Here is a 22,870-nt window from a genome sequence, read left to right as displayed (position 1 = left end):
CCCCTTAAGTAGAAAATGTTACTGTAATCTGTAGTTATCATTCTACTTAAAGGGGATTTTTCATTGCTTAGAAAAAGTAATTCATATACAAATGATTTTAAATTAGAAGGTAGCTCCTTGCAGTTTACTCTATAAGTTTCTGTATGGATTGGCGATAACGGAAATACGTGACTAGGTACATGCTGCCAGTTGCTAAAAAAAGCCATGGTGGGATAATACGCATGATGGCAAATGGTGTTTCAAATAAAAAAGAAAATAGAAAAGCAAAACCCTTTGCATCCCATAAACCTGGCGTAAAATAAGCATCTTTTATATTGAAAAAGTAATAATAATTGTCATTGGAATAAAAAATCATTAACCATATAAAAGAGAGTAGTGCCCAATTGCTGGCATGCTTCATCAATCGTTTGTATTTAGCAATTTGCGAATCATTATCAGAAAATAATTCATCGTTGCCATCTTTTCTTTTTAACCAATAATAAGTGCCATCATATGATTTTTCCTTTAATGCTTGCCATCCAAAATCCTCATATAACTGTTTATAGTTAGTTCGTTTTTCACTCCGAAGATCTTGCTGATAATCAATACGGATAACTTGTTCGAGATCAGCTGTCTTTTTAAATGTATAAAATCCGCCAGAACTCACATTTGTACAAACCCAACCGTTGGACAACATATTATTTAACCATTGCTCTTCCTTTTCAATATCAAAAAAGATTTTAAACTTTATCATGTCCATCAACTCCCTCATATAAAGATAAAATTCGCTGCAATCGTTGTTGCTCGACCGCCAATATTTCTAGTCCCTCAGCTGTTGTTTGATAAACTTTGCGCCTTGTATCCTGGGTCTCTACAGGCGAAATCCAATGATATTTCAACAGATTTTCAATTGCTCCATACATAGTGCCAGCAGCAATCCTTACACTACCAGCGCTCATTTCCTCGATTTTTTGCATCATTGCATAGCCATGTAACGGTTCACGTAAGGCGAGTAGAATGTAATGCATGGTTTCAGATAATGGTAGTAATTTATGTTTTTTCACAAGTTCACCTCATATACAGTTCAACTATATAGTTTGATTATATATAGTTCAACTGTATATTTCAACTGAATAAAAAAAGACAATGCATTATTTGCATTGTCTTGTAAGCTTAAATCACAGCGCTTTTCACGCCAGTCCATTTTGTAAATAATTTCTCGTTAAATGTTAGTGCGAATTGTATAATTGGCCCAAGACCAAAAGCCATTAGAGCTGTTCCAACCCCAATTGGCCCGCCAAGTAAAAAACCAAGTATAGCAACTGATACTTCCAAAGTTGTTCGTGCACGTGTGACACTCCAGCCCAGCTTATTAACAAATAGAAGCATCAATGTATCTCGAGGACCGATTCCTAAATTTGCCACCATATACATACCGCAGCCCCAGCCAAGTAATATTAAGCCAGATACATAAGCGAATAGCTGCATCCAAAAACCATCTATATCTGGTATCCAATAGTTAAAAATATCAATAAAAATACCTGCTAAAAACATATCTATAAATGTGCCTGGCAGTGGAAATCTCTTCGTGATAACCATATCAAATGCTAAAATGGCTAGTCCGACGAGAATTGACCAAGTACCAATGGTTAATCCTAATGTATTAGCTAGCCCAATATGTAACACATCCCACGAACCAACACCAAAAACCTGACCTTTAATTGTTAACGTTATACCTAAAGATAAAACTAAAATACCTGTTAAAAAGAACAGACACCGTGTGAAAAAAGCTTGCTTCATCATTATAACCTCATTCTAAAAATTCGTGTTGTCTAACAAAATATTATAGCAATAAATTTATAAATAAGCCGAAGATTGTCATTTCACACTTTTCAAAAAATAAGGTTAGACTCGCTAAAAAAGGACAAAATAAAAGGAAATCAGAAAGGATGAGATGACATGACCTCTGTACGAGATGAAATATTAGAAGTTTTAAATCGGGAAAAAATAGGAACGATGGCAACAGTTGCGAATGGCAAACCGTTCTCACGCTATATGACATTCCAACATGAAGATTTTGTTTTGTACACAGTAACGAATAAACATTCTGAAAAAATGGAGGAGCTTCGTAAAAATCCATATACACATATATTGTATGGATACGAAAATAGAGGCTTTGGTGATACGTATGTAGAAATTGAAGGAAAGCTAACAGAAATTCTAGAGGATGGAATAAAAAATAAGTTAGCTGAATTTTTCACAAGCATTTTCGTTGGTAATCATGATGAAATGATTACACTAAAAATCGAACCAATTCGTATGCGTTTGATGAATAAAAAAGGGGAGCCACCTAAGGAACTCGAATTTACAAACGACCATTAAGCTGTGGTCGTTTTTTGATTATTTATTGAAAATGGAGAAAATATTCTTTGTTAAATGATAATCTTAACTTAAATTTAGGCGAGTGTTCATGCATGATAATTCAAAAAGAAAACAGGGGTGCAGAGAATGACAACAGCTTGCACAAAATATATTAACAACGCAAGGAAAAATTGAGGCGGATTTTATTTTACCTAATGCACAAATTGCAGATGTTTTATCTGTGCGAAAGCGAAACATCAGCGGCAAATGTTTTATCTGCGCGAAAGCGAAGCGTCAGCGGCAAATGTTTTATCTCTGTGCGAAAGCGAAGCGTCAGCAACAAAGCGCTCAGTCGGAACGGAAATCAACCCCTCGTTTTGCCGAAAGGGCATACAACTATTTATTAGGACACCTTAATGTTCACCAAGATTTCCTCAACTATTTTGTTTTCAACATAATGAAACGACCTAAAAGCATAGCCGCTTTCAGGTCGTTTTTTAAATGGGATAAATACGTGCTTTTAATTTCTTATTTAATATGGATGCCTGCGTCAGTGCTTGTTCATCATGAATTATCTCACCAGGTTTGTTTGCTTCACCGATAATATATGAGGAGAACGGCATCTTTAAGAAGTCAAAAATATATTGGAATTGTTGAATCATTGGTAGACCCTTTATATATGGGTCGTCACCACCGACAGCAAGAACAATGGCTTCTGTAGTTTGTAGTTTCTCTTTTAGCTGTGGAAACCGCTCATCTCGAATAGCTTGACTCAGTCGATCCACCATGTTCTTCATGATTCCCGACATGCTGTACCAATATATCGGTGTTGCAAAAATAACGAGATCGCTTGTTAAAAATGCATGGATAATTTGATCATAATCATCATCTACAAACTGAAAGCCATCGTTATCATGACGTAAATCGTTGATGGGCTCAATCGTTAATTTTTTTAGATTTATTTTTACATGATTTATGCCATCTAATACATAATCAGCTAGTTGTTCACTATTACTACCGGCTCTAGAGCTTCCGATAAAAGTGGTAATATTCATTAGAATCCTCCTCTATTCTTCAGACTATAACAAGTGTAAACTTATATTTATTATCGATAAAGCAGAATCTTTCGATGAAATATATCGAAAAAAACGATTTAGAGGTGGGAAAGATGGATCTTAAACAACTGCAAACGTTTTTAACAGCTTCAGAAACGTTAAGTTTTACCCAGACTGCACAGCTACTAGGCTATGCTCAGTCGAGTATTACAGCACAAATTAAATCGCTTGAAGAAGAGCTTGGTGTAGTTCTTTTTGAGAGGCTTGGAAAACGCATTACCCTTACAGAGGAGGGCAAGCGATTACAACAGTATGCTCAAAAAATGTTAGATTTAAATATGGATATGAAAAAAGCTGTATTAAATGAAAAAGCACAAGCAGTGTTAAAAATAGGTGCACAGGAAAGTCAATGTGTGTACCGTCTTCCGAGTATTTTACAACAATTTCAGAAAGCCCATCCACAAGTAAAAATCATTTTTAAGCCTGTTCATACAACTGAAATCGCCAAAGATTTATTGCAGTCAGGCAATCTAGATATCGCGTTTATTACAGATGCGTATAAGGAAACACCCATGTTACATCGTGAGCGACTTATTCGAGAGCAATTAGTATTTGTCAGTGCTTCTACTAGTAACAACGCGGAGAAAAAGGTATTTTCTGTACAGCAACTTTCAAATGAAACGATGCTTTTGACGGAAAGCGGCTGCTCCTACCGTAATCAATTGGAAGTACAGCTTCAGCAGGAAGGTGCGCTACCAATACAAATGATTGAATTTGCAAGTATTGAAGCTATTAAGCAATGTGTGATGTCTGGTTTAGGTATTACATTCTTACCCAAAATGGTGGTGGAGAAGGAATTAGAAAACAATCGTTTAAAAGAACTGACTACATCCATGAATTTAGCTGATATTTTTACGGATATCGCTTGGCATAAGGATAAACACATATCTCCGTATCTCGCTGATTTTATAGAGATTGCCATGAAGATGTATAAGCAGTTTTAAAGGTATATTTTGTTGTACCAGACTTCGATTTAGAATCCATTTTGATTGATTTTTAAAAATAATTAAAAAAGTGCGAATGATTTTTTATCCATTTCGCACTTTTTAGTTCTTTTCACTAAGAAAGAGTATTATTGTGATTTATAAAAGTACCTCAAGGGTGTTCCTTTATTTTCAGTTGGCCTATGGAAAACTCATTGTTTCTTTAAAGTGCCAGAAAAATTAGTTCCTTCATCATGCTCTGTACGACAATCTACCTCGGTAATTTTAAGCGCATTATTAAGGCGCTCAAATTCTAATACACAACGATTGCCATTTGAGGATTTGTTCATCACAGCCTTAGTGCTAGAAGTAATCGTTGCTGTCCCGTCGACACTCCCTGTAGCTGTCCCATCATTGGCAGTAATAAATATAGTAAAGCTTTTGCTTGTTGCGTTTGAAATATAGGCATCACGACGATTAAAATCAGTTGAGCCTGTACCCCATTTATAGTAATACGAATAGTTACCATCCCAAGCACTTTTAGAAGGTGTTATCAGCTGCATTGTTTGATCTAGCTGACTTTGACCATTTTTCGCTCGAGTATTTAAAGAAGCCTTATTCGTATTTTCATGAATGGCCTGTGCGTCCTCTGAAATTTCATAAAAATTTCTTTCATCCATACGGTGTAGCATTGTCACGACTTGAGCTCGTGTCATATTGTTAGATACGCCAAAAAATTTCTGTAAATTGCGGTTTTCATACTGGAAGTTTTGACCAGTGGAAATATAATAATCGATTAGAAACTTTATGGATTGATCTAATCCACTTTTACCATTAGCTAAATGTGTAATTGCCTGTGCCACAACACCTCGCTTCACACTAGCTGCGCGAATATTATTATCGAAATATCCGTTTAATGGAACACCGTAGCTCGCAAGACGATTATAATATTCGTCAGACCCGTTTGCAGCAGGGGTTTGTTTTTTTAACTCATCATAAGGTGATTCAAGCTCATAAAAATTAGCAAGTAGTTTTGCGAATTGTTGCTCTGTGATTGTTGCATTGGGCTTAAATGTACCATCTGGATAGCCATTAACGATATCATATTCCTCTGCCCACATGATGGCTTCATAGGCATAGTGATCTTCTGGCACATCTTTAAAGCCAGCAGCTTGTACAGTGTATCCAGTTGCCACAACAAGTAGGGGAAGCAATAAAGTGCACACTAATTTTTTCATTAGTCACAGTCATCCTTTCTTTCTAGTCATGTTAATAGTTTGAAGGATATGGATATAAACTGCAAATTTTTCTAGTTTATAAACTAAAGAAAACTATTCTTTTATGAAAGAAGGAATAAAAAGAGATGTTGAATAGTTTTAATAAATACCTTCAAAAATGGATGCCTATTTTAACACCGCTTAGCTTAGTGATTGGTGTGTTGTTTGAGAACGTAGGGCATCAGCTCTTATTTTTAGTGCCGTGGTTGTTTGCTTTTATGACATTTGCAGGTAGTTTAAGCATGAATTTTGAAGGAATAAAAAATCTTAAAAAATACCCAACAGCTATATTAATTGTTATTGCATTTTTACACCTACTCATGCCAATCTGGGCTTATTTTGTATCAAACATCATCTTTCAAGATCATCTACTAACAATTGGTTTTGTTATAGCAGTCGCTATACCAACAGGGGTAACTAGCTTTATTTGGGTTAGTATTTGTAGGGGGCATCTTACATTGTGTCTTGCAATTATTTTAATCGATACACTCATTTCGCCCGTTGTCATTCCTGCATTACTTCATATTGTTGTAGGGCAAACAATCGAAATTGATACTGTTGGTCTCATTCTAGATTTACTTTGGATGATTGTTGTGCCTTCTCTAATAGGTGTAGCGTTAAATGAGTTTACTAAAGGTGAAATTGAGCTGACACTTGATAAGAAATTAGCCCCTTTTTCAAAACTTAGCTTATTTAGTATTGTAATGATTAATAGTAGTGCAATTGCACCGTATATTAAAAATATTAATTTGGAGCTTGTTAGTGTTATTTTGGTCGTATTTCTACTTGCTGTATCAGGATATGCTTTTTGTTTAGTGTTAGGGCATATACTTTGGAAGGATAAAAGTATTGTTACGATGTTCGTTTTTACAGGAGGGATGCGTAATATTGCTGTAGGGGTTGTAGTAGCGACTACATACTTTCCTGCAAAGACGGTTATGCCTGTAGTGTTTGGTATGCTATTTCAGCAAGTTTTAGCCTCGTTCTTTAGCCGAGTAATGGAAAAGTATCAGCTGAAATATGCGGAAGGTTAAATATAAGTTAAATGCAAAAATGTTCGAAATTGTTCAGGAAGAAGCGAGTATGTAAGAATTCAGTGCTGCTATCATCGACTGTTAGTAAAGCGTTGCATCATTTTGTAACAATTAATGATGGTGAAGCTGTTTCAAAAAGAAGAAAAGACACACTAAAAATTTTGATGCAAAATCATCAAGTGAAAATAAAAAGCAGGGGGTTTCCATTATGCTACCTTCAGAATATGATGAAGATAAGCAATATCCATGTTATTTATATGTAGGAAGGGAGGAGATTTTGCATATTAAAAATTATACAAAAATATAAATTTGAGAGTAAACACCAGCACTTTTTATACTAGAAATGCTGGTGTTTTGTGCTATTGGAAATATTTTGAGTAATAATTTTTCTAGAAAAAGGGCACTTTTCCTAATTAAAGTTTACAAAAGAGTTGAAATTTTTCGAGTTTAAGTTTATAGTTTCCTTAGGGAAAGAAAATGTCGTTCAAGAAAGAAGGTCGAACGAATGAAAGAGTTAGATGATTTGACGCTGACGATTCTTCCTTTAATTATTTTGCTGATTCTTATACTTTTGTGGAAACTGACCGAGTCTATAGGTGCAGGAATGATGGTAATTATTTTCTGGATAGGCTGGCGCCGCCTTGTCAGAAAATTAATTTAAATTAAGGCTGTGTTGATATTAACTAGATTTTGACAAGAGCCTTTTGAGCGGGCATAACAAAAAAGAGGATTCCACGTTGCGAGGAACCTGTCGTTATGGCCCGCGTAAAAAATACCTTTCTGTCGAGCACGATTTTATCAACAAAAAACATGCCTTAAATATAAAGTGAAAGAAGAGGTATTTAAGCATGAAACGTTTTCTTGGTGTACTTGTTTTATCATTATCACTCTTGTTAATCGGTTGTTCTGCCGAAACAGGGGGAGAAAAGGAAGGAGTAGTTGTCGCAACAACTGGGCAAATTGCGGATGCCATTAAAGAAATTAGTGGCGATCATTTAAAGGTAACAGCCTTAATGGGGCCGGGAGTAGACCCCCATTTATACAAAGCTACACAAAGTGATCTAACGAAATTGGATAAAGCAGAGGTTATTTTTTATAACGGTTTACATTTAGAGGGACAAATGCTTGATATTTTTGAGCAGATGTCCAAAAACAAAACAGTGCTCGCCGTTGGAGAAAAGTTAGATAAAAAAGATCTACTTGCTAGTGATGATGAAGCTATGATACATGATCCGCATATTTGGTTTGATATTGAGCTTTGGAAAGGGGTTGTTCAAGCAATCGGAGACAAGCTTCAGGAAGAATACCCGCAATTTAAAGAGGATTTTGCAGCAAACGAAGAAGCTTACTTGAAAAAGCTAGATGAGTTACAAACATATGCGAAGGACAGAGTAAATGAAATCCCAGAAAAACAGCGTATTTTAGTAACTGCTCATGATGCATTCAATTATTTTGGTAGAAGCCAAGGTTTTGAAGTGCGTGGCTTACAGGGGCTAAGTACAGATTCCGAATATGGTGTGAAAGATGTACAGGAAATGGTGAATTTTTTAGCGGCAAATAATATTAAAGCTATTTTTATAGAATCGAGCGTCTCTGATAAAGCAATGCAAGCTGTGATTGAAGGAGCGAAAGAAAAAGGCCATGACATAGTGATTGGCGGGGAGCTATTCTCGGATGCTATGGGTGCTGAGGGTACAAAAGAAGGTACATATATCGGTATGTATCAACATAACATCGACACAATCGTCGATGCATTGAAGTAGGTGAGAATTATGAATGCATTAACAGTTGAAAATTTATCAGTTGCATATGATAAGAAAATAGTATTAGAAAACGCATGTGTAACGGTTCCTACGGGCCATCTCTCAGCAATTATAGGTCCAAATGGAGCGGGGAAATCTACATTTTTAAAGGCCATCTTAAATCAACTACCAAATAAGGTAGGAAGAGTTGAAATTCTTGGGAAAATTTTTGAACCAAAAAGCTTAGTAGTTGGGTATGTTCCTCAGCGCAATGCTGTAGATTGGGATTTTCCAACTAATGCTCTTGATATTGTACTAATGGGACGTTACGGACATACTGGATTATTTAAAAGACCGTCTAAAAAGGATAAAGTTATAGCACAACAAGCTCTTGCAAGTGTAGGCATGCAAGACTTTGCAGAACGTTCTATCGGTCAGTTATCAGGAGGGCAGCAGCAACGGGTATTCTTAGCAAGAGCCCTAGCCCAAAATGCGGATATTTATTTCTTAGATGAACCTTTTGCTGGGGTGGATGCTGCTACAGAAAAAACAATAATCGATATTTTAAAAGACTTGAAAGCGAAAGGAAAAAGTATTTTTGTCGTCCATCATGACTTACAAACAGTAAAAGAATATTTTGATTATACAATTCTTTTAAATAAAACAATTTTAGCATCAGGCCCAACAGAAGATGTTTTTACACCAGAGCAATTACAAAAAACATACGGTGGTAAACTATTCATGATGCAAAACGCCTAAGGAGGGTGAATATGTTAAGTGGTAACTTACTGTGGGTATTAGTCGGTACGATGTTACTTGGGATCGCGGCTGGCATAACTGGCACCTTCTCCTTCTTACAAAAGCAAAGTTTAGTAGGCGACGCAGCGGCACATGCTGCATTACCAGGGATCGCTCTTGCCTTTCTATTAACGGGACAAAAGGAATTACCTATATTAATGCTTGGGGCAGGTATCACATCGGCTTTATCCGTTTATTGCATACAATGGATTGTCTCTTTTTCGAAATTGAAAGCAGATGCAGCAATTGGATTGGTCTTGACTGTGTTTTTCGGGATAGGTGTTGTATTTTTAACAGTTGTCAATCGAAGTCCATTAGGCAATCAAAGTGGTCTAAATAATTTTATTTTTGGGAAAGCAGCGACGATGACAAAAGCTGATTTAATGTGGTTACTTTTAAGTGCAACCATAATTATTGTGGTCAGTCTGCTTCTTTATAAAGAATGGAAGCTCCTAATCTTTGACCCTGTTTATGCTAAAGGAATTGGCATACCAATTGAAGCTTTAAAAGCCACACTAACGATTTTAATTGTTATGACCATTGTAACAGGCATTCAGGCAGTGGGTGTTATTTTGATGTCTGCATTACTAATCATCCCAGCTGCAAGTGCTAAATTATGGACAAGTAAATTGAGCTCAATGCTCGTGCTTAGTGCAGCAATCGGAGGTATTTCTGGTATTATTGGCACCTTTATAAGCGCAATTCGAACAGGATTATCAACAGGTCCAATTATTGTCTTAGTAGCAGCCGCAATATTCTTTATTTCCTATTTTATTAGTCCGAATGGGCAAGTTAATAAATATCGTAGGAAAATGCAGTTCCGAAGGCAAGGTGAGTTAGGATGATTGAGTTTTGGGTTGTTTTTACAGGCATTTTAGTAGGGGTTACATGTGGGGTTGCAGGAGTCTTTCTAATTTTACGTAAAATGTCGATGATTGCAGATGCAATTAGTCATACAGTATTGTTCGGTATTGTCATGGCTTATATTATTACCCAAACATTAAATGGCTTTTGGATGTTAATTGGGGCAGCATTCGCAGGAATTCTGACGGCCTACCTTGTGCAATTACTAAATTCCTCTGGCATTCAGGAGGACGCTGCCATTGGCGTTGTCTTCACGTCCTTGTTTGCTGCAGGTGTTCTACTCATCACATTATTTGCTGGTAATGTACATTTAGATGTTGAGCATGTATTGATGGGTGAAATTGCATTTGTACCTTGGGATAGATGGACATTACTGTCAATCACAATGCCAAAGGCCGTATGGATGCTATTGTTTGTACTGATAGTTAACATTGGGTTCCTTCTATTATTCTTTAAGGAAATGAAGTTAACAACCTTTGACCCAGTTTATGCTGCTTCCATCGGTTTACCAGTAATTTTTCTACATTATGGCTTTATGACAACCATTTCCTTTACAACCGTTGCTGCATTTGATAGTGTCGGCGCGATTTTAGTTGTCGCTATGTTAATAGGACCAGCTGCCACCTCCTATTTAATAAGCAAAACGATTAAACAAATGTTTATGTATAGTATGCTATTTGGGGCTGCAGCATCGGTAATAGGCTATTATTTAGCGAAGCTTTGGGATACGTCCATTGCAGGGATGATGGCAACAACCGTGGGTTTAATATTTATCATTGTATTAGTAGGTCAAAAAATCGCCGAGCGCCGAAGAAAATCGCTCGTTAGTCAATTAGAAGCTATGTAAAGATGAAACATCGTTTGATCATGTATCAAATGATGTCAGCTTGTCGACAAAAGAATAAATATAAATTAGTGTGTATCAATAAATAGTTGATTTTCACTCCAAGTGACGCTTTCCACGGGCTTGGCTTCAATCTCCACATCAACAGTAAGAGTCGACAAGCTGAAACCAAAATAATATGATGGCTATGCTTTACACTATATAAAAAACTAGCCTTACCACATAAACTTCAGGAGGAAAATGTGACAGTATCGACGCTCCTCACAAAATGCTAAATGGTAGGTTTGCTGATTAAAATTATCATAAAGTTTTATACAAAAAAAGTAACGTTTATCTACAGTCTGACATCGTTTGATAATAGAATCAAACGATGTTTTTTGTCATTTGCCTGTTGATTATTTCAAACTTTTGCCTGATTTTTACTTTCTACAAAAATAGTATACTGTTTAAAGCAATTCGAAAAGGCAAGAAAACATAATGAAAGGTCTAAACGGAATACATATTTATAGAGTAGAAAATATTTTTTAACATTCATAAAAATACAATTATTGTAAAACGCCTCTGTGCGAATATTTATAATTTTATTACTATGTAATGATTAATATGAAACAACAAGGAGATACGCATGTGGCATAATCGGAATGTATGGATAATTTTATTAGGTGAATTTGTTGTAGGTCTTGGCTTGTGGGCTGGGATTATAGGGAATCTTGCTTTTATGCAAGAGGTCGTTCCGTCTGACTTTCACAAATCATTAATTATTTCTAGCGGTATATTGGCGGGTTTAGTCGTAGGTCCGTTGGCAGGGCGTATTATTGACAGGTCAATGAAGAAAACAGTTGTACAGTGGGCTAGTGTAGGGCGAATTATAAGTGTTTTATTTATGTTTATGGCACTTTATACAAATTCGGTTATTTGGATGATTCTTTTTTTAATTACGTTACAAATAGCAGCAGCCTTTTATATGCCTGCTCTACAATCTATTATTCCAATGATCGTTAAGGATAAGGATTTAATTACATTAAATGCTTGGCAAATGAATGCTCGAACGATTTCAAGGATTATAGGTACTGCTGCAGCGGGATTCATGCTAAGTTTCTTTGAGCTGAAATGGTTGTACATCATTTCATTTATTGTCTATATAATGATGTTTGTTATTACGAACTTCCTACAATTAGATGAAACGGCAAATCAATCGTCGGCAACTAAAGAAAATGGCGACTTTAAAGAAGTGTTACCGATGGTGAGGGAGCACCCTGTTGTTTTAATGACACTTGTCTTAATGTTAATTCCAACATTATTTTTAGGTTCCTTTAATTTAGTTATTATGAAAATTTCTGAGATTCATCATTCAACGACAATATCAGGATTATTATATACAGTTGAGGGCATAGGTTTTATGCTAGGTGCAGCTGGTTTGAAATTTATTACAGAACGGCTGAACACTAGAACATTACTTTTTATATTAGCATTTATCATCGGTTCGATGGAGCTAATGCTAATATTCTCGGATATTAAAATTTTGGCATTAGTGGCTTTTGGAGTTTTTGGTTTTTCAGTAGGCTGTTTTTTCCCAACGACAATGGTGATTTTTCAAAAGCAAGTGCCAAAAGATTTTCATGGGCGATTTTTCTCATTTCGTAATATGATTGATTCTGTCATCTTTCAGGTCGTCTTATTATCAACAGGCATGATGCTGGATTTAGTTGGTTTAAGTGGATTGGGGCTTGTTTTTGGAATTATTAGCTTAAGTTTAACCATCACTTTTTTACTATATTCAAAGAAAAAGAATGTTGTTATGCATGCTCATTAAATATAACCAGAAAAAGAACTGTCAAATCTGTAAGCGGTTTTTGACAGTTCTTATTTCTTAGTTAAGTCTACATTTTTAGTATGTATATTGTGGTTTATAAAAAACTGATACATTGTGTAGATGAACGAATATAGAAGAACAGACACAACCGTATCATTATTTACTATCATTTCGTTATTTGTCCCCGGTACAGAAGAAAGATTTTTCTTCGTGCAGATGTAGGGGAAAGTAGAAAGAAGGTGTTGAAAGATGCTTGGAAAAGCACAAGAAGTGACAGACAGTTATATTGATTCACCTGAAAAGCTAAAGGGCTTATATAAGCGAGTGCTAATCGTAGTTAGTCTCTCACAAATTTTTGGTGGGGCAGGTCTAGCTGCAGGTATTACGGTAGGGGCACTTTTAGCTCAACAAATGCTAGGAACGGATGCTTATGCAGGAGTACCATCCGCTTTATTTACTTTAGGATCGGCAGGTGCGGCTTTAGTTGTAGGGAAATTATCACAACGTTATGGGCGTCGCACAGGTTTATCAACAGGTTTTATTGTTGGAGGACTCGGTGCAATTGGTGTAGTAATTGCCGCCATGATGAATAGTGTTATTTTATTATTCGCTTCTCTAGTAATCTACGGTGCAGGGACTGCAACAAATCTACAGGCTCGCTATGCAGGGACAGATTTAGCCAATAATAAACAACGAGCAACGGCTATCAGTACAACAATGATGATGACAACGTTCGGTGCTGTGGCAGGGCCAAATTTAGTAGATTTTATGGGGAAATTTGCTGTATCCATTGGTGTTCCGGCTCTTGCAGGCCCATTTATCTTATCAGCAACAGCATTTATTTTAGCAGGTCTTGTCCTTTTTGTTATGTTGCGTCCTGATCCGTTAGAAATAGCAAAAATGATAGAAGCGAACAGACGAGAGAATGAATATGGAAATAAGATGGAATCCCTTAGTGAAAAAGCTATCAATAAAAGAGGTCTTACAGTTGGTGCAACGGTTATGGTTCTTACTCAGATCGTAATGGTTGCTATCATGACGATGACACCAGTACATATGAAACATCATGGTCATGGTTTATCGGAAGTAGGAATTGTTATAGGATTTCATGTAGGTTCCATGTATCTTCCGTCGCTCGTAACAGGTATTCTTGTTGATAAAATTGGACGAACAGCCATGAGTATAGCTTCGGGAGTGACGTTGTTATGTGCAGGTTTAATAGCAGCATTCGCACCGAGCGATTCTATGGTTCTATTAATCGTAGCTCTTTCTTTACTTGGATTGGGCTGGAACTTTGGTTTAATCAGTGGTACTGCTCAAATTGTTGATTCGACTGAACCTTCTACACGTGCAAAAACGCAAGGGAAAATAGATGTTTTAGTTGCACTAGCAGGAGCTTCAGGTGGTGCTCTCTCAGGCATGGTAGTAGCTAATGCAAGCTATGCGACATTATCTTTAGCTGGAGGTCTATTATCTTTAATTCTTATTCCAGTTGTCATTTGGTCAAGAAAAGCTTGAGATAAATTATTGATACTAAAATTTTTAATGGTTATTAAAATAGTTTCTAAGTAACCAATGTAATCTTTTTTTTAACATGCAGTAAAATCAAGAATTTAGTGTGAACTTAAATAAAATTTTATTAAAAAATAACTTAATTTAAGGTTCTTTTGTTGGCATTCGGTACTCCGAAATGTAAATCAAAAGAACCTTTTCCTCTTAATAAAAGCAAATAACTATGTAATTAGCTATTTGTTTTATAATCTGCTTCTGTTTGATTACATGCCTTAATTACCTCATTAAAGGCTGCTATAATTTTCTCAATTGTATATCTCGCTTCGAGTAATTCATTAGTTGATTGTTCTAATTTATTTTGTAGTAAGGCTCTTACCTTTTTGATTAAAACTAAATAACTTTATTAATTCGAATCAAAAGATGGAATGAGTTATAAAACAGTAGCGAAAGAATTAAAAGTTGATTCAATGGTAAGACGTTGGGTTTCAGATAAGAAACTACTAAAGTGCCGCAGTAGAGAATTCTAATATGCGATAAAAATTCCTCAAATAGCCGTTTTTAATGGACTTCTGGTTAATTCAAATCTTTTAAATACCAGGCATTCATAGTAGAATGTTCAGAACCTGAGAGTGGCTCATGTAAAAGTGTAAATCCAAATTTTTTATATACCATACATGCAGTTTTTAATTGATGCATTGTTTCTAAGTAGCACTGTGCATAATGTTTAGATGCAAATGACAAAGCTGTTTCCATTAGCATCTTTCCAAATCCTAAACCTTGTGTTTTTGTACTTAAGTATAGCTTTTGCAATTCACAAACTTTATCATGTTCGTTAAGAGGTGCTATACCAATTCCACCAACTACCTCTCCTTCCATTTCTACTACCCAATAGTTTGCATGTTTTAAATTATTATAATATTGGTGAAGGTCGTTAAGTTGAGGGTCAAAATAAGCTGTCCCAGGAATCGCTAATCCAAGTGATTTTAGTGAATCTTGTATTATTTCCTTTACCTTTGCATTGTCTTCTTTTCTAATTTTTCGAATAATCATATTATATAATCTCCTTTAATTTGGTAATAATAAAGATAAGATTGCGAAAGATTTTTTGAAAATGGCATCCCTAAAACATGGACAAAGTCCACATTTTAAGGATATAGTTATATTAATGTTAAAAGTGGACAAAGTCAACTAAAGGAGAATATATGGATAAAGAGATTATTTACGATATCAGACAATTCAATAGATTTTACACAAAGGTACTTGGTTTATTTAATAACCAAATTCTTGATACAGATTATTCACTGACTGAAGCACGAATACTATTTGAAATAAGCGAGAGAACTGAGTGTATTGCGAATATTCTCGTGCAAGAACTTAATATTGATAGAAGCTATATGAGCAGAATTTTACGTAAGTTAGAGAAGGAAGAATTAATAGAGAAAAAAAGCTCAACGATTGACAGTAGAAAAAACCTTCTATTATTGACAAAAAAAGGAGAAGAATTGCTAGAGAAAATTAATATTCAGTCAGATCAACAAATAATTCAATTGTTTAGTGGACTAACGGATAGTGAAATTAATGTAATTCGTAACTCGATGATGGTAATAAAAGAAAAATTTCATAAAAATAGATTTTAAAAGTGTTTAAATATTCAACGGATTTTGGAAGAGATGTTTAACTATTCGTATTCGTTTTTTAAAATTGAAACAAGTACTGCTCAAAAAGTCGATTCAACTGGGCCTTCCTCTCGCGCAAAAACAAAAGGTAAAATAGATGTTTTAGTTGCACTAGCAGGGGCTTCAGGCAGTGCTATATCAGGCATGGTAGTGGCTAATGTAAGTTATGCTACATTATCATTAGCTGGGTGTCAAAGTAACCAATTAGTTGCAAGAGCTTAAGATACAGCCTCCATTTTTGGCTGCTGTATCTTAAGCTATCGTGCAGATTAGTTAATACTTTAACGTCAAGCATTTGTTTATGTTTTAAACTTTACATATGGGAATCTTTATGATATGGTATTTATTACTAATATTGACAAGAAAGAGGTGAAAGCAATGATAACAGTTTTTAGAATTTTGTATGGTAAAAATGCAAAAATTGGAAATGGTTTGGCGTACAAAGGGAGTAGTCTGTCCTTTTTTAAGCCAAATAACCATACAAAAACAGTTATCGGAGCTTTTTCTCTACGGCAAATAAACTCTAATTCAATGACATAATGTCCTTGTTTATTTGTGCGTGATTTATTTAAGCATAACACCGATAATTGTGTCGGTGTTTTTTTTGTGCCTAATTTTTATAAAAAGGTTAGATGATAACTCCCTTCTATTACTCAAACAAACCAGAGTTTTATGGAAGGATGAGAAAACATGCAACAAAAAAACAAGTATATAAGAATTCAAGAGTTCTTGATGCAGAATAAATTTCCTAATTTTAGAATGAATCAAATCTCAAATGCTATATTCCAAGGGAGAATAAATAATTTCAATGACATAACGGTTCTTCCTAAATCCCTAAGAAAAATGTTAATTAAGGAGTTTGGAGAATCGATTTTAAATATTGCTGCTTTAAAGGCACAACATTCTGAACAAGTTATAAAAGTCTTATTTGGAATTTCAGGAGACGAAAAAATAGAAACGGTAAATATGAAATATAAAGCTGGTTGGGAGTCATTTTGTATATCCTCGCAGTGCGGTTGCAATTTTGGTTGTAAATTTTGTGCAACAGGAGATATAGGTTTAAAACGCAACTTAACGTCAGATGAAATTACTGATCAAATTTTGTACTTTCACTTAAAAGGACATTCAATTGATAGTATTTCTTTTATGGGAATGGGAGAAGCATTAGCTAATGTGCAAGTTTTTGATGCTTTAAATGTACTTACAAATCCGGAGTTATTTGCTTTAAGTCCTCGCAGGTTATCTATTTCGACTATAGGCATTATTCCGGGCATAAAAAAAATGACTGAAAACTATCCGCAGGTCAACCTGACGTTTTCATTACATTCTCCTTTTAATGAACAACGTAGCAAGTTAATGCCAATTAATGAACGCTACCCATTATTGGATGTAATGGACACATTAGATGAGCATATACGTGTGACCTCAAGAAAAGTTTATATTGCTTATATTATGTTGCCTGGAGTTAATGATTCTATTGACCATGCGAAAAAAGTAGTAAGCCTTTTAAGAGGTAGATATAAGAGAGGGAACTTGTTTCATGTAAACATCATAAGATATAACCCTACTGTTAGTTCACCTATGAGGTTTGAAGAAGTAAATGAGAATCAAGTTGTAAACTTCTATAAGGAATTAAAGTCAGCAGGAATTAACGTTACCATTAGAAGCCAATTTGGTATTGATATAGATGCTGCTTGCGGGCAGTTGTATGGAAACTATCAAAAAACAATAACCAATAAATAAGGGTGAGAGTAATGTTTAGAACGTGGGAAGTACCCTAATAATTTATTACTAACAATAAATTAAATTATTAGGAGGATATTTATGATAAAAGGAATCTTAGGGAGAAAAATAGGCATGTCTCAAGTGTTTAGTGATAGTGGAAATCCCATAGTTGTGACGGTTGTCGAAGTAGAAGAGAATGTGGTGTTACAGAAGAAAACCTTGGAAAATGACGGGTACGATGCAATCCAAATTGGATTTTCTGATAAAAAGAATCCAATCAAAGCGGAAATTGGAAGAAGTCAAAAGGCAAATACCGTTCCTAAAAGATATGTTAAAGAAATTCGTGGAGCATCATTAGATGTTGGAAAACGTATTAGTGCAGATATATTCCAAGAAGGCGACATAGTAGATGTTACTGGTATATCTAAAGGAAAAGGATTTCAAGGTGTCATTAAAAGACATAGATTAAGTGGCGGTCCTGCATCTCACGGTTCAAGATTCCATCGAGCTCCTGGTTCCATCGGTGTAATCGCCAAAAATGATGGCATGAAAGTATTCAAAGGAAAGAAAATGCCCGGACGTATGGGTGGAAAACAGACCACTATTCAAAATCTTACAATCATAAAGGTTGATAGTGAACGCAACCTATTGTTAATTAAAGGAAATATCCCTGGAGCTAAAAAGTCGTTTGTAAAAATAGAAACTGCAATTAAAAAATTGACTGAAAATGGTGATGATTAGTGATAAACAAACAAAATAATTCCAGCCAAAGTATAAGTAGAGAGGATGTAGTTATTACGGATTTTTTGATGTTGACTGACAATGAAAAAATCCAACTACCATTCATCGTGGCAAGAGTTAACGATTATGAAATAAATTTAAACTATTTAAATATTGAGCTGATTAACGACATGAAGTTGGGTATCATACCTTCTGAAATGTCTTCATCAGACCTTCTTGAGTGTTATTATTGTGCTCTTGAATCAGTCATTGAACATGAGCTTATTGTACAAAAAATGAATGAGGATAGAAGCATTTCCGGATGGAAACCTGATAAAGAACAAATTACTGATTGTATGCAAGAATTATTTGACGAGTTTGGAATTGATGAATCAGAAGATTACTCTAAACTGGAGATTGAACAATTAGTATTGCAAGAATTGCGTATGCAACGATTTATTGATAATCAGTTGGGAGACAACAGTGTATCCAAGGAAGAAATTGAACATGAATACCAAAAATCACCTGAAAACGGAGATATGCAAAAGGAATACATTCGTGTCATCCTTGAATATGAAAAGCGTGAAGAGAAATATAAAGCCTTTGTTCTCGAATTGAAAAAAGCAGCGTCAATTGAAGCTTTTTTATAATTTCACTTTTCTATAATGAGTATACATCCTAAACCTTAATTACATTCTAATGAAGTAGAGACGGGAAGGATATACCAAAGCTCTGATCATTTTGTTAGATTAGGTTTGTATAAGAATATTTTGTATAAATCTTATTTTAAACTAACAAATACTAACTCAATAGATTGGAATAAGGATTGATAACTACTTTACCTCTTTAGAAGATTTCAAATCAAGCGTTATACAATAAGAGAAAGATTGAAAGGCTTAGGAGATATCCCTAAGCCTTTTTAAAGATTTAAATAAAAAAAGTGTTATGAGTATAGCATTGATTTTTTATGTATTCAAAAAGATTCCTTTGTTGGCGTTGATACACCGAATACTGGCAGCCCTGTTCGTAACTAAATAGGCAACAGACCGCCCTAAAATTGTTATAGCAGAAAATTTTTGTCTATTTGTAATATGGTAACTAATTAACAACATTTGGGGCTGTGGCAGGGCCAAATTTAGTAAATATTATGGGTGAATTTGCTGTTTGGTGTTCCGGCGCTTGCAGGCCCATTTATCTTATCTACATTTAAAATTCGATAAAAGCTTAGTAAAGTCTTCTTTGATGATGGCTCTTTAATTTGCTTCGGCTTCACTTCACAGTTGACATCAATCAGAATTTTAAGTGCAGGTTCTAAAGCAAATCTAAATTCAATGAGGACCTAGCACTCTTTTTTACATTAGGAACATTGCTAATAAAAATACGTCCGAAGACAGGCTTAAACCCGCTTTTCTGCCTCCCTACAGCCCATAACTTAACCTGATCGAAGGCTTATGGAAATAGTTGGGAAAGTCTTCTGTTAATAATATTTTTTCCCAAACGTTCAAAAGGTCACTTTGAAAGTAAGAGAATTTATTCTTGATGTTGAAACTACCACCCATCCTTTCGATCGAGTGCGTTGGCATACTAGCTCGGAAAGTTCTAGGAGGAGAACACTAATTTCATCAAGAAAGTAGAAATCAAATGGGAAAGTCATCTGATGTCCAAAAACTTTTTGCAAATTATGGGTAGTTGGGTGGACTGGAGAATCAATTTTCTAGAGAAAAATTAAGATAAGTATTGATAAATGGGTTTAGACACAGTATTCAAAGGTTAATTTATCTGTATAATTATGCCCTTAAAATGGATTCTTTCCAACAGACTATCTCAATAGTCTTGACAACTACAGACTATCGCAGTAGTATTAGGGTGTGGCAAACTATTGCAATAGTCCACTTAAGAAAAGGAGCATGCGCGTATGCAAGTTAAATTGTTTGATTCGGAATTACAAGTCATGAATATTTTATGGGAAGAAGGCGATTTGACAGCTAAACAGCTCTCACAAATGTTAAACGAACGAATAGGTTGGAATAAAAATACCACCTATACCGTCATAAAGAAATGTATAAAAAAAGAGGCCATCGAAAGAATTGAACCTAACTTTATCTGTCATCCAATCATCAGAAAAGAACAGATACAAGAACAAGAAACGACGGAATTGATTGATAAAATATTTAATGGTTCTAAATCTTTACTATTCGCATCCTTACTAGACAAGAAAAAAATGTCCGCGAGTGAGATTGATAAATTAAAACAAATTGTTAAAGATCTTGAGTGAGGAATTATGATATGAGTATTCTCAACATGAGTGTAGACGCATCTCTCATCCTCATCATTGTGCTATTGATGAGGATGTTAGTAAGAAATAAAGTGCCAAAGCAAACATTTTTAATTCTTTGGGGAATCGTTGCATTTAAACTACTCATCCCCTATTCTTTTTATTCAAAGTTGAGCATACAGCCTATGCTGAAAAACGTATTTGTTACGCTCACTCACTCAAATGATTCGGAAAGTATGCACCATACAATCGAAATCGCACAAACATCAAACACGTTTTCTCATCAGCTTTTGATGACAAGCGATTCCGTCCAGTACCTTTGGGCCTGTGGGGGTATCGGGGTTTTTCTATTCTTTATAGTGGCCTATGTTAGATTTTATAAAGAATTTAAAACTGCCATCCCAGTGAAGAATAATGAGTATCTCGATCGATGGCTAAACGATCATAAATTAAAAAGAACGATTCAAATTGCAGTATCGGATAGAATTAAAACCCCGTTAACATATGGAATCTTTAAACCAGTCATCTTATTGCCGAAATCAACAAATTGGGAAGACGCTGCAAGTATTCAGTTTATTCTCACGCATGAATTAATTCATATTAAACGCTTTGACGTTTTGTGGAAAGTAATTTTAACGATTATGGTAGCTTTGCATTGGTTTAATCCTTTAGTTTGGTTTATGTATTTTTTAGTAAACAGAGACATTGAATTGTCTTGCGACGAAAGGGTTATTAGACAGTTTGGAGATAAGGCAAAGTCAACATATGCACTATCTCTCATCAATATGGCAGATGAAACCTATACGGTTACGCCGCTTTGTAATCATTTTAGTAAAAATGGGATTGAAGAAAGGATAGTGTCCATTATGACCTTAAAGAAAAAGTCGGTTTTAGGAACAGCATTAGCGTGTACATTAGTCATTGGAGGGATGACCGTCTTTGCGGCAACTGGTCAAGAGCCACCAACGCTGAAAGAAGGCAAAGAACGAAATGGAGTTATTGTTACTGATGCAACAAATAGTACGACGGAACCACATGTAATCGCAACAAATAAAGGCAAAGAACAAAATACAGTTATTGTTACTGATGCAACAAATAGTACGACGGAACCACGTGTAATCGCAACAAATAAAAGCAAAGAACAAAATACAGTTATTGTTACTGATGCAACAAATAGTACGACGGAACCACATGTAATCGCAACAAATAAAGGCAAAGAACAAAATGCAGTTATTGTTACTGATGCAACAAATAGTACGACGGAACCACGTGTAATCGCAACAAATAAAGAATAAATAAGTTATTCCAAAGACTAGTCCTGAAATCCGGGACTAGTTTTTCATTTACTCCATCATTTTTTCATAATAAAACTAAATGCCTTCCACTTTGTTGGTGTGGTTTTAAAATAAAGTTTGATAAGAAATCCTAGTAGCTTTAAAGTTAATAGGATTTCTTATTTCACTAACGTGCTGGTTAGTTGAACAAGCAAAAGTAATAATTATAAGTTACAAAACAGAGCGAAAGAATTAGAAATTGGTCATTTAATGGTAAGACGTTGGGTTTCAGGCAAGAGATTACTAAAGTGCCACAGCAGAAGAATTTTATTACTCTTTGAAATATGGTTACTAGCCAACAACACTTGGTGCTGTGGCAGGGCCAAATTTAGTAGATATTATGGGAAAATTTGCTGTATCCATTGGTGTTCCGGCTCTTGCAGGTCCATTTATCTTATCAGCAACAGCATTTATTTTAGCAGGTCTTGTCCTTTTTGTTATTTTGCGTCCTGATCCGTTAGAAATAGCAAAAATGATAGAAGCGAACAGACGAGAGAATGAATACGGGAATAAATCGGGATCCTTTAGTGAAAAAGCTATTAATAAAAGAGGTCTTACAGTCGGTGATGGTTCTTACTCAGATCGTAATGGTTGCTATCATGACGATGACACCAGTACATATGAAACATCATGGTCATGGTTTATCGGAAGTAGGAATTGTTAAAGGATTTCATGTAGGTTCCATGTATCTTCCGTCGCTCGTAACAGGCGTTCTTGTTGATAAAATTGGACGAACAGCCATGAGTATAGCTTCGGGAGTGACGTTGTTATGCGCAGGTTTATTAGCAGCATTCGCACCGAGCGATTCTATGGTTCTATTAATCGTAGCTCTTTCTTTACTTGGATTGGGCTGGAACTTTGGTTTAATCAGTGGTACT

Annotated in this window: 23 protein-coding genes and 3 pseudogenes; 19 read left to right on the top strand and 7 right to left on the bottom strand. The window is 35.2% G+C overall.

Going from position 1 to position 22,870, the window contains the following annotated elements; all coding sequences use genetic code 11:
- Positions 1-124 precede the first annotated feature (124 nt).
- From ACMZ42_RS18895 to ACMZ42_RS18885, 3 genes are all read right to left on the bottom strand, one after another.
- The gene (locus ACMZ42_RS18895) at positions 125-733 is read right to left on the bottom strand and encodes a DUF2812 domain-containing protein (protein ID WP_415732375.1); all 609 of its coding nucleotides are present in this window, start codon (positions 731-733) and stop codon (positions 125-127) included.
- Complete coding sequence (locus ACMZ42_RS18890) at positions 720-1,007, bottom strand: PadR family transcriptional regulator (RefSeq protein ID WP_370080489.1); 288 nt, start codon at positions 1,005-1,007, stop codon at positions 720-722. The genes ACMZ42_RS18895 and ACMZ42_RS18890 overlap by 14 nt, the downstream gene beginning before the upstream one ends.
- A gap of 145 nt (positions 1,008-1,152) precedes the next feature.
- On the bottom strand, positions 1,153-1,779 hold the full coding sequence (locus ACMZ42_RS18885; RefSeq protein ID WP_370080357.1) for a YczE/YyaS/YitT family protein: 627 nt from the start codon (positions 1,777-1,779) through the stop codon (positions 1,153-1,155).
- 159 nt (positions 1,780-1,938) lie between these two features.
- Between ACMZ42_RS18885 and ACMZ42_RS18880 the strand changes: the two genes are divergently transcribed.
- Positions 1,939-2,361: a pyridoxamine 5'-phosphate oxidase family protein gene (locus ACMZ42_RS18880; RefSeq protein ID WP_370080355.1), complete on the top strand. Its 423-nt coding sequence runs from the start codon at positions 1,939-1,941 to the stop codon at positions 2,359-2,361.
- Positions 2,362-2,837: 476 nt separating this feature from the next.
- On the opposite strand, the gene ACMZ42_RS18875 is transcribed toward ACMZ42_RS18880, so the two are convergent.
- Positions 2,838-3,395, bottom strand: a complete 558-nt coding sequence (locus ACMZ42_RS18875) for a flavodoxin family protein (protein WP_415732374.1) — start codon at positions 3,393-3,395, stop codon at positions 2,838-2,840.
- A gap of 113 nt (positions 3,396-3,508) precedes the next feature.
- On the opposite strand from ACMZ42_RS18875, the gene ACMZ42_RS18870 reads away from it, so the two are divergent.
- Positions 3,509-4,399 (top strand): LysR family transcriptional regulator, encoded by an 891-nt coding sequence (locus tag ACMZ42_RS18870; RefSeq protein ID WP_415732421.1) that lies wholly within the window; start codon positions 3,509-3,511, stop codon positions 4,397-4,399.
- A 191-nt stretch (positions 4,400-4,590) separates the two neighbouring features.
- Here the strand turns inward: ACMZ42_RS18870 and ACMZ42_RS18865 are convergent, their stop codons facing one another.
- On the bottom strand, positions 4,591-5,616 hold the full coding sequence (locus tag ACMZ42_RS18865) for an S-layer homology domain-containing protein (protein ID WP_415732373.1): 1,026 nt from the start codon (positions 5,614-5,616) through the stop codon (positions 4,591-4,593).
- A gap of 125 nt (positions 5,617-5,741) precedes the next feature.
- Between ACMZ42_RS18865 and ACMZ42_RS18860 the strand changes: the two genes are divergently transcribed.
- From ACMZ42_RS18860 to ACMZ42_RS18820, 9 genes and pseudogenes are all read left to right on the top strand, one after another.
- Entirely contained in the window at positions 5,742-6,689 is a 948-nt protein-coding gene (locus ACMZ42_RS18860; protein ID WP_370080349.1) for a bile acid:sodium symporter family protein, read from the top strand.
- Positions 6,690-7,194: 505 nt separating this feature from the next.
- On the top strand, positions 7,195-7,350 hold the full coding sequence (locus ACMZ42_RS18855) for a hypothetical protein (RefSeq protein WP_415732372.1): 156 nt from the start codon (positions 7,195-7,197) through the stop codon (positions 7,348-7,350).
- Positions 7,351-7,537: 187 nt separating this feature from the next.
- Positions 7,538-8,452, top strand: a complete 915-nt coding sequence (locus tag ACMZ42_RS18850) for a metal ABC transporter solute-binding protein, Zn/Mn family (RefSeq protein ID WP_415732371.1) — start codon at positions 7,538-7,540, stop codon at positions 8,450-8,452.
- A 9-nt stretch (positions 8,453-8,461) separates the two neighbouring features.
- Positions 8,462-9,190, top strand: coding sequence for a metal ABC transporter ATP-binding protein (locus tag ACMZ42_RS18845; RefSeq protein WP_415732370.1), 729 nt, complete (start codon positions 8,462-8,464; stop codon positions 9,188-9,190).
- Positions 9,191-9,201: 11 nt separating this feature from the next.
- On the top strand, positions 9,202-10,074 hold the full coding sequence (locus ACMZ42_RS18840) for a metal ABC transporter permease (protein WP_415732369.1): 873 nt from the start codon (positions 9,202-9,204) through the stop codon (positions 10,072-10,074).
- Positions 10,071-10,940 (top strand): metal ABC transporter permease, encoded by an 870-nt coding sequence (locus ACMZ42_RS18835; RefSeq protein ID WP_415732368.1) that lies wholly within the window; start codon positions 10,071-10,073, stop codon positions 10,938-10,940. Before ACMZ42_RS18840 ends, ACMZ42_RS18835 begins: the two co-directional genes overlap by 4 nt.
- 622 nt (positions 10,941-11,562) lie before the next feature.
- Positions 11,563-12,750: an MFS transporter gene (locus ACMZ42_RS18830; protein WP_415732367.1), complete on the top strand. Its 1,188-nt coding sequence runs from the start codon at positions 11,563-11,565 to the stop codon at positions 12,748-12,750.
- Positions 12,751-12,870: 120 nt separating this feature from the next.
- Positions 12,871-13,001: pseudogene (locus ACMZ42_RS18825) on the top strand (IS200/IS605 family transposase); the annotation flags it as partial.
- Positions 13,000-14,268 carry an MFS transporter gene (locus ACMZ42_RS18820; protein WP_415732366.1) on the top strand — a complete coding sequence of 423 codons (1,269 nt, stop codon included), beginning with the start codon at positions 13,000-13,002 and terminating at the stop codon, positions 14,266-14,268. The pseudogene ACMZ42_RS18825 and the gene ACMZ42_RS18820, both read left to right, overlap by 2 nt.
- 567 nt (positions 14,269-14,835) lie before the next feature.
- Here the strand turns inward: ACMZ42_RS18820 and ACMZ42_RS18815 are convergent.
- The gene (locus ACMZ42_RS18815; RefSeq protein WP_370080327.1) at positions 14,836-15,312 is read right to left on the bottom strand and encodes a GNAT family N-acetyltransferase; all 477 of its coding nucleotides are present in this window, start codon (positions 15,310-15,312) and stop codon (positions 14,836-14,838) included.
- Between the two features lie 152 nt (positions 15,313-15,464).
- Between ACMZ42_RS18815 and ACMZ42_RS18810 the strand changes: the two genes are divergently transcribed.
- The 5 genes and pseudogenes from ACMZ42_RS18810 to ACMZ42_RS18790 all read left to right on the top strand — a co-directional run bounded on the left by ACMZ42_RS18810 (position 15,465) and on the right by ACMZ42_RS18790 (position 19,033).
- Positions 15,465-15,899: a MarR family winged helix-turn-helix transcriptional regulator gene (locus ACMZ42_RS18810; protein WP_370080325.1), complete on the top strand. Its 435-nt coding sequence runs from the start codon at positions 15,465-15,467 to the stop codon at positions 15,897-15,899.
- A 69-nt stretch (positions 15,900-15,968) separates the two neighbouring features.
- Positions 15,969-16,160 (top strand): annotated as a pseudogene (locus tag ACMZ42_RS18805) (hypothetical protein); the annotation flags it as partial.
- A gap of 468 nt (positions 16,161-16,628) precedes the next feature.
- Positions 16,629-17,681, top strand: a complete 1,053-nt coding sequence (locus tag ACMZ42_RS18800; RefSeq protein WP_370080323.1) for a Cfr family 23S rRNA (adenine(2503)-C(8))-methyltransferase — start codon at positions 16,629-16,631, stop codon at positions 17,679-17,681.
- Positions 17,682-17,762: 81 nt separating this feature from the next.
- Entirely contained in the window at positions 17,763-18,404 is a 642-nt protein-coding gene (gene rplC / locus ACMZ42_RS18795; RefSeq protein ID WP_370080321.1) for a 50S ribosomal protein L3, read from the top strand.
- On the top strand, positions 18,404-19,033 hold the full coding sequence (locus ACMZ42_RS18790; protein ID WP_370080319.1) for a hypothetical protein: 630 nt from the start codon (positions 18,404-18,406) through the stop codon (positions 19,031-19,033). The genes rplC and ACMZ42_RS18790 overlap by 1 nt, the downstream gene beginning before the upstream one ends.
- An 851-nt stretch (positions 19,034-19,884) precedes the next feature.
- Here the strand turns inward: ACMZ42_RS18790 and ACMZ42_RS18785 are convergent.
- Positions 19,885-20,061, bottom strand: coding sequence for a hypothetical protein (locus ACMZ42_RS18785; protein WP_370083474.1), 177 nt, complete (start codon positions 20,059-20,061; stop codon positions 19,885-19,887).
- A gap of 237 nt (positions 20,062-20,298) precedes the next feature.
- Here ACMZ42_RS18785 and ACMZ42_RS18780 point away from each other — a divergent pair, with 237 nt between their 5' ends.
- The 3 genes and pseudogenes from ACMZ42_RS18780 to ACMZ42_RS18770 all read left to right on the top strand — a co-directional run.
- Entirely contained in the window at positions 20,299-20,658 is a 360-nt protein-coding gene (locus ACMZ42_RS18780) for a BlaI/MecI/CopY family transcriptional regulator (RefSeq protein WP_376071065.1), read from the top strand.
- A gap of 11 nt (positions 20,659-20,669) precedes the next feature.
- Positions 20,670-21,953, top strand: coding sequence for a M56 family metallopeptidase (locus ACMZ42_RS18775; protein ID WP_415732365.1), 1,284 nt, complete (start codon positions 20,670-20,672; stop codon positions 21,951-21,953).
- Positions 21,954-22,290: 337 nt separating this feature from the next.
- Positions 22,291-22,870 (top strand): annotated as a pseudogene (locus ACMZ42_RS18770) (MFS transporter); the annotation flags it as partial.

The organism is Lysinibacillus sp. NPDC056185, assembly GCF_047737915.1.
Taxonomy (GTDB): Bacteria; Bacillota; Bacilli; order Bacillales_A; family Planococcaceae; genus Lysinibacillus.
This window is presented reverse-complemented; position numbering and strand designations above follow the sequence as displayed.